At 63.4% G+C, this 12,438-nt stretch carries 12 protein-coding genes; 7 read left to right on the top strand and 5 right to left on the bottom strand.

The features are described 5' to 3' along the window. Nucleotides 1-34 precede the first annotated feature (34 nt). Together CXQ94_RS14715 and CXQ94_RS14720 are read left to right on the top strand one after the other, a co-directional pair. A complete protein-coding gene (locus CXQ94_RS14715) occupies nucleotides 35-1,009 on the top strand; it encodes a quinone oxidoreductase (protein ID WP_104091335.1) in 975 nt (324 codons plus the stop codon). A 42-nt stretch (nucleotides 1,010-1,051) separates the two neighbouring features. Continuing rightward, entirely contained in the window at nucleotides 1,052-1,672 is a 621-nt protein-coding gene (locus CXQ94_RS14720) for an MBL fold metallo-hydrolase (protein ID WP_104091336.1), read from the top strand. A 65-nt stretch (nucleotides 1,673-1,737) separates the two neighbouring features. On the opposite strand, the gene pheT is transcribed toward CXQ94_RS14720, so the two are convergent. Next, a complete protein-coding gene (pheT, locus tag CXQ94_RS14725; protein ID WP_104091337.1) occupies nucleotides 1,738-4,281 on the bottom strand; it encodes a phenylalanine--tRNA ligase subunit beta in 2,544 nt (847 codons plus the stop codon). A gap of 5 nt (nucleotides 4,282-4,286) precedes the next feature. Next, nucleotides 4,287-5,393 carry a phenylalanine--tRNA ligase subunit alpha gene (gene pheS, locus CXQ94_RS14730; protein WP_258067106.1) on the bottom strand — a complete coding sequence of 369 codons (1,107 nt, stop codon included), beginning with the start codon at nucleotides 5,391-5,393 and terminating at the stop codon, nucleotides 4,287-4,289. A 185-nt stretch (nucleotides 5,394-5,578) separates the two neighbouring features. Here pheS and CXQ94_RS14735 point away from each other — a divergent pair, with 185 nt between their 5' ends. From CXQ94_RS14735 to CXQ94_RS14745, 3 genes are read left to right on the top strand one after another with little or no spacing between them, the layout of a single operon-like run. Beyond that, entirely contained in the window at nucleotides 5,579-6,163 is a 585-nt protein-coding gene (locus tag CXQ94_RS14735) for a hypothetical protein (protein WP_104091338.1), read from the top strand. Then, nucleotides 6,160-6,672, top strand: coding sequence for a hypothetical protein (locus CXQ94_RS14740; RefSeq protein ID WP_258067107.1), 513 nt, complete (start codon nucleotides 6,160-6,162; stop codon nucleotides 6,670-6,672). Before CXQ94_RS14735 ends, CXQ94_RS14740 begins: the two co-directional genes overlap by 4 nt. Continuing rightward, nucleotides 6,669-7,322 carry an SIMPL domain-containing protein gene (locus tag CXQ94_RS14745; protein WP_104091339.1) on the top strand — a complete coding sequence of 218 codons (654 nt, stop codon included), beginning with the start codon at nucleotides 6,669-6,671 and terminating at the stop codon, nucleotides 7,320-7,322. Before CXQ94_RS14740 ends, CXQ94_RS14745 begins: the two co-directional genes overlap by 4 nt. A gap of 69 nt (nucleotides 7,323-7,391) precedes the next feature. On the opposite strand, the gene CXQ94_RS14750 is transcribed toward CXQ94_RS14745, so the two are convergent. Continuing rightward, complete coding sequence (locus CXQ94_RS14750) at nucleotides 7,392-8,888, bottom strand: long-chain fatty acid--CoA ligase (RefSeq protein ID WP_104091340.1); 1,497 nt, start codon at nucleotides 8,886-8,888, stop codon at nucleotides 7,392-7,394. A gap of 166 nt (nucleotides 8,889-9,054) precedes the next feature. Between CXQ94_RS14750 and CXQ94_RS14755 the strand changes: the two genes are divergently transcribed. After that, nucleotides 9,055-10,215: an Rv2578c family radical SAM protein gene (locus CXQ94_RS14755; protein WP_104091341.1), complete on the top strand. Its 1,161-nt coding sequence runs from the start codon at nucleotides 9,055-9,057 to the stop codon at nucleotides 10,213-10,215. 27 nt (nucleotides 10,216-10,242) lie between these two features. Here the strand turns inward: CXQ94_RS14755 and CXQ94_RS14760 are convergent, their stop codons facing one another. Continuing rightward, on the bottom strand, nucleotides 10,243-10,446 hold the full coding sequence (locus CXQ94_RS14760) for a DUF5302 domain-containing protein (RefSeq protein WP_104091342.1): 204 nt from the start codon (nucleotides 10,444-10,446) through the stop codon (nucleotides 10,243-10,245). Nucleotides 10,447-10,544: 98 nt separating this feature from the next. Then, nucleotides 10,545-10,991: a (deoxy)nucleoside triphosphate pyrophosphohydrolase gene (locus tag CXQ94_RS14765; protein WP_306418908.1), complete on the bottom strand. Its 447-nt coding sequence runs from the start codon at nucleotides 10,989-10,991 to the stop codon at nucleotides 10,545-10,547. Nucleotides 10,992-11,164: 173 nt separating this feature from the next. On the opposite strand from CXQ94_RS14765, the gene CXQ94_RS14770 reads away from it, so the two are divergent. Continuing rightward, entirely contained in the window at nucleotides 11,165-12,424 is a 1,260-nt protein-coding gene (locus CXQ94_RS14770) for an MFS transporter (protein WP_104091343.1), read from the top strand. Nucleotides 12,425-12,438: the final 14 nt, after the last annotated feature.

Here is a 12,438-nt window from a genome sequence, read left to right on the forward strand (position 1 = left end):
CCACGGAACTCATGCCAATGAAATGGAGCACACCATGACCGAGCACGGACTTGCCATCGTCGCCGACGCACCAGGCGGCCCGGAGGTGCTCAGGATGACGCAGGCGCCCATCCCCGTCGCCGGACCTGGCGAGTTGCTCATCCATGTCGCAGCCGTTGGGGTGAACTTCATTGAGACGTACCAGCGAGATGGCACCTACAACGTCCCGTTCCCCTTCACCCCGGGCGCCGAGGCCTCCGGAACCGTGGTGGCTGTGGGAGCTGAGGTAACGGGGTTTGCCGTGGGTGACCGCATTGCCACCGCCGAGGGCAGGGGGTGCTATGCGGAGTACGCGATCGTGCCCGCCGCCGTGGCCCTGCCCGTTCCGGCGGCCGTGCCGATGGACATCGCCGCCGCGCTCCCGTTGCAGGGCATGACTGCCCACTACCTGATGAACTCGGCCCATTATGTGGAGCCCGGCCAAACCGTGCTGCTGCATGCGGGCGCCGGAGGCGTGGGCCTGCTGCTCACACAAATGCTCAAAGAGCGAGAAGCAAGGGTCATCACCACCGTTTCCACCGATGAAAAGGAAGAGCTGTCCCGCGTGGCAGGAGCCGATGAGGTGCTGCGCTACGACGGTTTCGCCGACGTGGTGCGTGAGCTCACCGACGGCGACGGCGTTGATGTGGTGTTCGACGGCGTGGGCAAAGATACCTTCGATGGTTCCCTTGCGTCGCTGCGCACCCGAGGGACGCTTGTGCTCTTTGGCGGAGCATCCGGCCAGGTCCCGCCCCTGGACCTGCAACGCCTGAATGCTGGCGGATCCTTGTTCGTCACCCGGCCCAAGCTCGGTGACTACCTGCTCAACCCGAAGGAGCGGCACTGGCGTGCCGCCGAGGTGTTTGAGGCCGCCGCCGCCGGTCAGCTCACGGCACGAATTGGTGCCCGATTCCCACTAGCAGAAGCGGGGGCCGCCCATGCGGCACTCCAGTCACGTGCAACCACCGGCAAAGTCATCCTGGAACCGTAGGCCCCTGTTATTCATGTACGTCCAACGCTCTAAGGAGCCAGCGTGAAGAAGTTACCCAACGGAGTATTGCAGTTGGAAAAGTCCCGTGGCGCGAACGGTTACGTGCTGCCTCTAGGCGACTCGTATGCCGTGATCGATCCGGGCATGAAATCCGGTGCCGGCGGCGTCATCGCCGAGCTTAGTGACGCCGGCGTTGCCAGGGACGTCAGCCACATCCTGCTGACGCATTACGACATCGACCATGCCGGTGCGGCCCTTGCTCTGGTTGAGGCGACCGGGGCTCAGCTGTGGATCGGGCGGCCCGACGCCGAGATTTTGCGTGGCCAACGACCCGCCGGGACATTCTCACGACGCATAACGTCCTCGATCGGCCGACCCAAACTCCCAGCAGAAGTCCACTTTCTGGGCGAGTCTCCCGGCTTCTTGGAGGAAGTCACGGCCATTGCCACCCCGGGCCATACCCCCGGACATCATGCATTTGTGTGGGGGAAGTCTGTTTTCTCCGGCGACGCCGTCATGGTGCGCGACGACGGCACCCTGAAACAGTTTCCACGGCTGTTGATCACTGACAAGCCGGCGGCCCTGGCCTCAACTGCGGTTCTGGAATCGCTGGACGTCCAGTGGATCTGCCCCGGCCACGGCAAGGTCACAGCCCGCCGTTAAACCGAGTGGGCAGTAGTTGTTGATGTTTGCGAAAAACATCAACAACTACTGCCCACTCGACATGGCTAGCGCTGGGCGGCGCCGAACCGCTCTGCTGCCAATTCGACGGCGGATGCCCGCGCAGCGGACGCCTCGTCGGCGGTCAGCGTGCGGTCCGCGGCGCGGAAGCGCAGCCCAAAGGCCAGCGACTTGTGGCCTTCGGGAATGCCCTTGCCCTGGTATTCGTCGAACAGTGAGACGTCCTCGAGCAGCTCGCCTGCGCCCTCGCGGAGCGTTTCCAGCACTGCCTCGGCGGGGATCTCCACCGGGACCACCAGAGCCACGTCCTGGGTGGCAACCGGGAAGGTGGAGATCGGCTTGGCCACAATAACGTCGGCTGCTGCTTCGAACACCATCTCGGCGTTGATTTCCATGGCCACGGTGCGCGCCGGCAGGTTATGCTCGGCCAGCAGCTTGGGGTGCATCTCGCCGGCATGACCCACAACTTCGCCGCTGCGCAGCTTCAGCACAGCGGCACGGCCGGGGTGGAACGCCTGGTGTGAGCCCTGCTCCACCACGAGTTCGACGCCCACAACGTCGGAGACCAAGCGGGCGGCGTCGAGCGCGTCAGCCCAATCCCATGGACGCGGAGTATGGCCGGGAGCTGCCGGTGAATCCTTACCCGTGAAGATCGCGCCAATGGTCAACGGCTGGTACGGGATACCGTTGTACAGGGCGTCGAGGACGTCCTCAGCTGGCTTGACGCCCAGTGGCGGAATCGAGGCGGTGCCCACGGTACCCGAGGGCAGGAAGACCAGTCCGGACTCGAAAAGTGCCAGATCGTTGAAGCCGCGTGAGTGGTTGCGCTTGGCAATTTCGATCAGGCCCGGCAACATCGAGGTGCGCAGGTAGCCGAATTCTTCGCTCAGCGGGTTGGCCAGCTTAACAGCGGAGCGCTCGGCACCGGCCTCAGCAACACCAAACGTGTCATTGGCGGCCTTGGACACAAACGGGTAGGCCAGGATCTCGGTCAGACCGGAATCGGCCAGCGCCTGAACGGCCCGCCTGCGCTGCTGCTGGGCGCGTGAATAGCCGCGTCCGGGAGGAGCCGTAGGCAAGGTTGCCGGGATCAAGTCGTAACCCACCAGGCGGGCCACTTCCTCGGTCAGGTCCTCCGGGGTGACCAGGTCGTAACGCCAGCTCGGGGCTGTGACGGAGTAACCGCCGTCGACCGTTTCCACCACGGCACCCAGATCCACCAGAGAGCCTACGATCTGCTCCGGGGTGTAGTCGATGCCGATGCGGGCCGAGGCGAAGCCAGCGGGCAGGAACACCGTAACCGGCGCAGGCTCGGTGCCAACATCGGTGCCGGTGGTCTCTTCAGTACCACCAGCCAGTTCGACCAGCAGGTTCACGGCACGCTGGGCAGCCTCATCGGCTACTTCCCAGTCGACGCCGCGCTCGAAGCGCTTGGACGCCTCGGAGGGCAGCTTGTGGCGTCGGCGGGACCGTGCGATGGAGACTTCCTCGAAGTGGGCGGCCTCGATCAGCACGTTGACGGTGCCGGAGGTGACCTCGGTGGAGGCCCCGCCCATGACACCGGCAATGCCGATGGCGCCCGAATCGTCGGTGATCAGCAGGTCCTCGACGTCAAGCTTGCGCACCTTGCCGTCAAGGGTCTCCAAGGTTTCCCCGGCGTTGGCGCGGCGGACCACGATCTCGCCGGTGAGCTTGTCGGCGTCGTAGAAGTGCAGGGGCTGGCCCAGCTCAACCATGACGTAGTTGGAGATGTCCACAGGCAAGGAGATGGAGCGGATCCCGGCCAAGCGCAGGCGGGAGGACATCCACGTCGGCGTGGGAGCGGACGGGTTGATCCCGCTCACGGTACGGGCCACAAAGCGGTCGCAGCCGGGCTTGGCGTAGATCGGCGCGCCGTCGGCCAAACGAACAGGGTAGCCCGCGCCCGAGGTAGCAGTGACGGTAACCAGCGACGCCGGATCCGTGAAGGAGGTGCCGGTGGCGTGCGCATATTCGCGGGCTACGCCGCGGATGCTGAATGCGTAGCCGCGGTCCGGGGTCACGTTGATTTCGGCGGCCTCGTCATCAAGACCAAGCAGCGCCAGCGCGTCGGTGCCAAGCTCAGGGTCGAGACCCAAGGTAGAGAGCACCAGGATGCCGTCGTGGTCGTCGCCTATGCCGAGCTCTCGCACGGAGGCGATCATGCCGGCGGAAACGTGGCCGTAGGTCTTGCGCGGGGTGATGCGGAAGTCTCCGGGCAGCACGGCGCCGGGCAGGGTGACAACCACCTTGTCGCCCACCACAAAGTTGTGGGCGCCGCAGACGATCCCCTGCACACCGGAGGGGTCGATCCCGTCGATGGTCAGCGTCTGTTCGGCGCCTTCGGGAACCACGCGCACGGTGCACCAGTTGATGGTTTTGCCGTTGCTCTGCGGTTCCTTCTCCAAGGACAGGACCTGGCCCACCACAATGGGGCCGCTGATCTCGTTGGAGGGACGGTGAACGTCTTCCTCTTCAAAGCCAACCTTGACCAGGTCCATCATTACGTCTTCGGCTGTTGCTCCAGCCGGTACCTGCGCATACTCGCGCAGCCAAGTCAGTGGAATACGCACTTGATTTAGATCTCCATCCCAAAGTGTTCGCTGAATCGTACGTCGCCCTCGATCATGTCGCGCATGTCGCCAACCTCGTTGCGGAACATCAATGCCCGCTCGATGCCCATGCCGAAGGCAAATCCTGAGTAAATCTCCGGGTCGATCCCGGCAGCGCGCAGCACGTTCGGGTTGACCATGCCGCAGCCGCCCCACTCGATCCAGCGCGGTCCGCCCTTGGCGCCCGGGTGCCAAATGTCCAGCTCGGCGGAGGGCTCGGTGAAGGGGAAGAAGTTGGGGCGAATACGCACACGGGCTTCCTCGCCAAACATCTGCCGGGTGAAGTGTTCCAGCGTTCCCACCAGATCCGCCATGGACAGGTCCTTGTCGATGGCCAGGCCCTCGAACTGGTGGAAGACGGGGGTGTGCGTGGCGTCGAGCTCATCCGTGCGGAACACCTTGCCGGGGCACAGCACGTAGATGGGCAGTTCACGTTCCAGCATGGAACGGACCTGCACCGGGGAGGTGTGCGTGCGCATGACCAAGTGGGCCTCGGGCGGCTCAACGAAAAAGGTGTCCTGCATTTCACGGGCGGGGTGGTCCGGCTTGAAGTTCAGGGCGTCAAAGTTGAACCATTCCGATTCCACTTCCGGGCCTTCCGCAATTTCCCAGCCCATGCCCACAAAGATGTCGCAGACGCGATCTTGGAGGGTGGAGAGTGGGTGCCGGGCTCCGGCACGACGGCGGCGCGGGGCGGCCGTGACATCCACAGTTTCCTCCACCAGAATGCGGGCAGCATCCTCTGCCTCAAGCACCTCGGTGCGGGCTGCGAGCGCCTTGGCGACGCGGCCTCGGGAGGCTCCCATCAGTTTGCCGGCGGCAGCCTTAAACTCCTTGGACAGCCCGCCGATCTCACGGTTGGCCAGGCTCAACGGGGACTTTTCACCGGTGTGCGCCAGGCGTGCGGTCTTCAGCTCATCAAGGGTGGATGCTGCAGCGATAGCTGCGAGCGCGGCCTCGACGGCTGCGCCAATGGCGGCCTCGTCCAGGGGGTCCGGGACCGTGACTGGTTCAGCGGTTGCTTCAAGTGTTTCTTCGGGCGCGGGGGCGCTCTTCTGGGAAATGTCAGACATCTACAGTTTTTACCTAAGCTCGTGTGCGAGTAAGCGGCGGCGTAGCTCGGGCCGCCTCATCCTAAGTCTAGTTGACAGGCGGGGGCTGTCCGGAATCCTCCACCCGGCCCTCTGACACCTCATTGGTATGGACTCTTTACCCCCGGACTATCCCCCTCTTAGAGCTAAGTTGCTAGGCTCGGCTCATGCCCGTCCCGACCGCCCGAAGACGTACGACGCCGGGCACCGCCTTGGCGTTTCTGCTTCCCCTGACGCTGGCGTTGGGTGCCTGTGGCCTCCTGCCCATGACGGTGAGCCACTATCGCTTTGATCCTGCGCCCGTGCAGGACGGATACGACTGCCTGGCAGATGGCACGACTCCCCCTGGCTCTGCACCTACTAAGGGCAGTGTTCCCGAGGGATTCGAACCGGCGGAGGCGGTCCTGTGCAGCATGGACCTCGGCGGCTTATCCCCCACGTCGGGTCCTGTGCGGCAAAAAATCAGGGAAGACTACTTGTCAGGGGACCTCTCGGCACTGCTGGCAGCGTTGGCCGTGCCGAGCGATCGATCCAGCACTGGGGCCTGCACCGCGGACGGGCAAATACTACCCAATCTGTGGCTGGTGAATGCCTCAGGGAAGGCCATCCACGTCCAATGGCCGCTAGATAGGTGCAGCAAGGCCAAACCCGGCACCTTAGCGGCGTTGGCAGCCTTGACTGTGCGGGAGGCCCGTTTTCTTGACGTCCCGGCGCCGCCCTCTGGCTCCCAGCCTCAGACGACTGCCCCATGAGAGCCACCCTCCGCGTTCGCCAGTTGGCCAATGCCGCAAATTTATCAACCGCTACGGGGCTGCTGTTGGCTGCACTGAGCCGCACTCCGCTAGAAAGGGGGCCCGACGGGCTACTCTTTGGCATCAACTACCGCCCGAAGCTCCCTTTGGCTGGCGCCTTTACGGTGGGAAATGTGATTTTCTACCGGGCGGGGCGGGCGTTCATCGATTCCCGTCCGGATCTGCTCCGACACGAGGCCGCACACGCCACACAATATGCGTGGTGCCTTGGACTGCCGTTTCTGCCCCTGTACGGCGTCTGCGCGGCGTTCTCGCTATGGCGCACGGGCGACCCCGGGAGCCGAAACTTCTTTGAGCGCAACGCGGGCCTGGCCCGGGGTGGATACCGGGAATTGCCAACCATCGCCAGATTCGCGGCACTGCGGAACCTTTTTCACGGCATTGCGTTATCAACTGCAAGAAGCAAATCCGCCAGCATGGCAAGAAGTCAGGAAAGGTCACACCCATGAGCGAGTCAGTAGCCTCACCAGCGAAGACAGTCACCGTTACAGGTCACGGCAGCGTCGCGGCCGCACCGGACCACTTCCACATCAACATCGGCATAGAGGCCCAGCGCCCTACCGTCAAAGAGGCCTATGCCGCAGCCAGCGAGGCCATGAACGCCGTGCAGGAAGTCCTGCTGGCACGCCAGGTGGCCAGGGACCTCATCCGCTCCTCCACCTTGGATGTCCGGGTGGAAACCCGCTGGCAGGACGGGATTGGTTCCCTTGTCACCGGCTACACAGTCTCCGCCACCATGAACGTGCTGCTCCGCTATGACCAGGGCGCCGAGGAGATCATTGCCGCAGTGGTCGATACCGGCAATAACAGTGTCAGGCTCAACGGGCTCTCACCCGCCATCACCGACGCAACAGCGGCCCAGGATGCCGCGCGCGCCGTGGCATGGGCCGATGCCTCCCGTGCTGCCGGGCTGTACGCACAACTAGCGGGAAAGACCCTGGGCGCGGTTGTTTCCATCACCGAGGGCCAGGAGCAGAGCACCGGTCCGGGACCCATCATGGCCCGGGCCATGATGGCCAGTGGTGACGCGGCCATGCGAATTGAGCCGGGCCAAAGCAGTGTCAACGCCACCGTGACGGCCACCTGGGATCTGGTCTAGGCCCCGCCGCGAGCCGTGAGCTGTGGTGACTTTGGCCGTTCTAAGCCGCCACAGCTCACAGGTCACGGGTTAGATGGTGATTTCGCGCTTGAGAATCTTGCCCGTGGGCCCCTTGGGTAGGGTGTCCATGATGATCACCTTGCGCGGGTATTTGTAGGCGGCCACCCGCTCCTTGACGAATTCGACGATGTTGACGGCGAGCGCCTCGGGATCATCTGCACCCTCGGCACCTGGCTTCAGCGACACCGCCGCGTACACCTCTTCGCCGTGGACGTCGTCGGCCCTGCCCACGACTGCGGCCTCGGCAACCGCAGGATGCTCGTAGAGGACTTCCTCGACTTCACGCGGGTAAATGTTGTAGCCGCCGCGCAAGATCATGTCCTTCTTGCGGTCGACAATGAAGAAGACACCGTCCTCGTCTTCACGGCCAAGGTCACCGGTGCGGAACCAGCCGTCAGGGATGGCCGTGGCGGTCGCTTCGGGATTCTTCCAGTACCCCTTCATGACGTAGGGCCCGGCAACGGCGATCTCACCCACGGTTCCACGCTCGACGTCGTTCCCGTCGTCGTCGAGCACCCTCAACTGGGCGCCGTTCACTGGTGTGCCGATGGATCCGGCCTTGCGGATCCCGTCCATCTGGTTGAAGCAGACCACGGGCGACGTCTCGGAAAGGCCGTAACCTTCGAGCAGGACGGCGCTGAAAGTCTTTTCGAACTCGTGCAGGACCTCCAGCGGGAGGGGCGATCCGCCCGAAGCCGCCAGTCGCAGGCTAGAGGTGTCATAGTTCTCCACGCCAGGCGCCCGGAGCAGGCCGATATACATGGTGGGCACGCCCTCAAAGATGGTGACCTTGTCGCGCTGGATGATTTCCAATGCTTTGACGGGGTCGAACCTGGGCAAGATGGTGACGGTGGCCCCGGCCATCACAGCCGAATTCAAGGCACAGGTTTGCCCAAAGACGTGGAAGAACGGCAACCCTCCGAAGATGACGTCTCCGTCCTTGCTGTCAAACAAGCTGACGGAAACTTCGGCGTTGCTGCGCAAGTTCTCATGAGTCAGCTCCGCGCCCTTGGGCTTGCCCGTGGTGCCTGAAGTGTAAAGGATCACCGCGGTGTCATCCTTGGCCGCGGTGGCCACCTCGGTGAGCGCCTCGGATTGGGCGATCAAGGCCATGAGATCGGCATTGATGGGGATGATGTCGGTGCCAGTTTCCTGTGCACCGGCGGCCACCTCCCCCATCACTCCCTCCCAGGCAAAGGCAAGCGTGGCACCGGAGTCCGCCAGGTGGTAGGCCACTTCACGGGATTTCAGGAGCGGATTCAGGGGCACCACCACGGCACCGTAGCGCAGAATCCCGTAGTAAAGGGCCGGCATTTGCGGCAAGTTCGGGGAGATCAGAGCCACCCGGTCACCGCGCTGCACACCGCGCGATGCGAGGAGCCCGGCCACTTTGGCGCTCAGCACTTCCAAAGCCCCGAAGGAGATTTCAACGTCATCCATCTTGATGGCGATACCTGCGGGATTTCGTCGCGCCGAGGTGCCCACGATCGTGGCCAAATTTGTCATATCGACTCCTGGTGTTTGGAAGCTGAAGTTGAGCAGCGGAGCGCCATTGCCCCGCAACTCCAGCCTAGCGCCCCATTTGTGATCCGCGGCACATTTCTACTGGCGAGTAGCAGAGAGTCAATAGCAGCGCATTGCCATTCATTCGAATATATGTTCTACTTTTGTTATGCGGTGGAACACTCAGCAACTTGACCAACCCCTTTTCCCGGACCAGGTCCCGGCCAGCTTGAGCCCCGGGCAGGCCAACCCCGCCCCGTTGTTGCCCCTGGCCGGTTTGGTGAAAAGCGTTCAAACACCCGAATTCGCGGGAATCACCTTTCATGAGGTGCTCTCAAAAAGTGCGTTGAATAAAGTCCCGGCAACTTCCACCATGCCCTTCGAATGGACGGTAAACCCCTACCGGGGCTGCTCTCACGCCTGCGTTTATTGTTTCGCCCGCAAGTCGCACACCTACCTCGACTTCGATCCGGGCGTGGATTTCGATTCCCAGGTAGTGGTCAAGGTCAATGTTGCACAGGTGTTGCGAACCGAAGTGATGAAGGCGTCCTGGCAGCGCCCCCATGTGGCCCTGGGCACCAACACCGACCCCTACCAACGGGCCGAGGGCCGTTACAAACTGATGCCCGGAATTATCAGTGCCCTGGCAGATTCGGGCACCCCGTTTTCGATCCTGACTAAGGGCACCTTGCTGGCACGGGACATCCCACTACTGAAGGAGGCGGCCCAGCGTGTCAGTGTGGGCATGGGCATCTCCCTGGCCTTGCTCGATGATGACCTCGCCGCTGCTATCGAGCCGGGTACACCCTCCCCCAAGGCCAGGCTGGCACTGATTGGCAAACTCCGCGATGCCGGGCTGCCCTGCGGCGTCATGGCGATGCCCATTCTGCCCTGGCTGAGCGATTCACAGGAGTCCTTGGACTCGCTCTTCGCTGCCCTGGCGCGGGCCGGGGCCACGGGGGTGAGCGCAGGAGCACTGTACCTGCGCCCTGGCACGCGCGAATGGTTCATGCAATGGCTGGCCAGGGAGCATCCGGCACTGGTGGGGCGCTACCAACGTTTGTACGGGGCGGGAGCCTACGCGTCAAAGGAGTACCGCCAATGGCTTGCTGCACAGATCCATGAGGCCAAGGTGCGCAACGGCTTTGCCGGCACCGACGGGTTCATCCACGACCCACGCCAGGAGGAAGCCAATTACCCGAACGGCAGCCTGCCCCAAAACTCCGCGGGGCATCCCCAAGCGGCCGCAACTTGGGGCAGAGGCGACAAAAAGGCAGGGGCCGCTGTGCGTACCCCTGCCTCCCCTGCGACCGAGGGGACCCTCTTCTAAGACGGTCCCCTCGTGACGCTCAAGCTCTTATCCGCTCTTGCGGCGGAACTCGCGCTTGTGCGATGCAGCGCCGTGCTGCGAGTTAATCTTGGCCCCATTGGCAGCTTCCACGCTCCCGTGGTGCTGATTCTTCTTGTTCTCCAGCGCCTGGCGAAATTTTTCTTTCGTTTCTTCGCTGGCACTTCCGGCCGCAGCCGGTGTTTCTTCGTTGTGTTGTCCGTTCGATGTCACTGCACAACCTCCTAAAGATCTTTGGGTAACCCCCAGTTTGGCACAGGGAACACCTATTCCAACACCCTCCCACGGAGGGAGGGGCCAGCGCCGAAGTCTTACGCCTGTTTGCGGAGTCCCGCGATCAACGCCTGCACAATGGGCAGGTCGGCGGGAATCCAGGGCAGCCCCAGCAGTTCGGGGCCCACCAAGTCCACCCAGCGCAACTCGTCATGGTCTTCCAGGGGAGCCGCCGTTCCTTCTGTTATTTCAGCCAGCCACACGCGCATTGAGGCCTTGATGCTCAGGGGCCAGCCGTCCGACGTCGGACCCCGAAGTTCGGCGCCCAGGCGCACCTTGACGCCCAACTCCTCCACAAGTTCCCGGTGCAGGGCCTCTTCAGGAGTCTCCCCCGTTTCAATCTTTCCGCCCGGGAACTCCCACATGCCAGCGAACTCCGGCGGGGCCGTGCGCCGTGCCGCCAAGAGCTTGGAGGGGCGTGCCAGGGAGTCGACCACGGCGCCGCCGACAATTTGTTTGGGCTGCTTAAGTTCAGGGGATTTCACGTGCCTAAGTTTATGACCCTCCGGGACACCGGTGCAGCAGTTCCAACTAGACTGGAACTTGCACGCACCCAGGAATCTGCGCTCGTGCTGCCCGATCGCGGGCAACCGTTACCCGTGCCACAGCGTCGTTTGCACCGGAGCCCTAGACAATCCCTCTTTTGTGAAAGCGATTTATGTCACCGCGTACCTCCCAGCCCGCCTCTAAGCGCGACCCCGCCAGCATCGCCGCCTGGGCCATCCTGGCCCTGGCCATCGGTGGATTCGGCATCGGAACCACCGAATTTGCCATGATGGGCTTGCTGCCCAACGTCGCCGCTGATGTGGGGATCTCCATTCCCGAGGCCGGACACGTCATCTCCGCCTACGCGCTGGGCGTGGTCATTGGCGCACCGGTGTTGGTGGCCATTGGCGCCAAGATGCCCCGCAAGGTGCTTGCGCTGGGGCTGATGGGCTTGTTCACCGTGGGAAACCTATCCTCGGTGTTCGCCCAGGACTACACCATGCTGCTAATCTCACGATTCATCGCAGGGCTGCCCCACGGCGCCTACTTTGGCGTGGCGGCAGTCCTGGCCGCATCCTTGGTGGCGCCCACCAAACGCGGCCACGCCATCGCCATGGTCATGATGGGGCTTTCAGTGGCCAACGTGGTTGGTGTCCCCTTGGCCACCTTTGTGGGCCAGCAACTTGGCTGGCGCTGGCTGTTCGTCATGGTCGCCGCCATCGGCCTGGTCACCGTGGCCGCCATCGCCGCGTTTGTGCCCGCCAAAAAGGCACATCCAGACGCCAGTATCCGAAGCGAACTGAGCGCCCTGCGACGCGGCCAGGTCTGGCTGACCCTCCTGGTGGGCGTGGTGGGCTTCGGCGGCTTCTTCGCCGTCTATACGTACGTTGCCAACACCATGACCGACGTCGCCGGGTTCCCCTCCACCTTCCTTCCGATCATCGTTGGCCTGTACGGGCTCGGCATGGTGGCGGGCAGTTTCGTGGGCGGTCGCATGGCTGACTGGTCCGTCATGGGCAGCATCTACGCCATGATGGGATTCATTGCGGTGTCACTGGTCATCTACGCCGTCTCCGTCCACATCCAGTGGATGGCCCTGATCATGATCTTCGTGATCGGCGCCTCCGGTTCCATGCTGGTCCCGTCCTTGCAAACCCGCCTACTGGATGTCTCCCCGGGGGCGCCCACACTGGCATCCTCACTGAACCATTCGGCGTTGAACATGGCCAACGCACTCGGCGCCTTCGCCGGCGGCCTGGTCATCACCTGGGGGTGGGGCTACACGGCTCCGGCCCTTGTCGGTGCCGCTCTGGCCGTTCTGGGCCTTGCCATAGCCCTGTTCAGTGGGCTCCTGGACAAGCTCAAGCGCCCAGCCGGACCGGCCTCGCTCACACAATCACACGCCGACGCCTCTTCTTCGGCGCACAAGTAGCCACACCACAAAAA

Source organism: Arthrobacter sp. GMC3 (assembly GCF_002929305.1).
Lineage (GTDB): Bacteria > Actinomycetota > Actinomycetes > Actinomycetales > Micrococcaceae > Specibacter.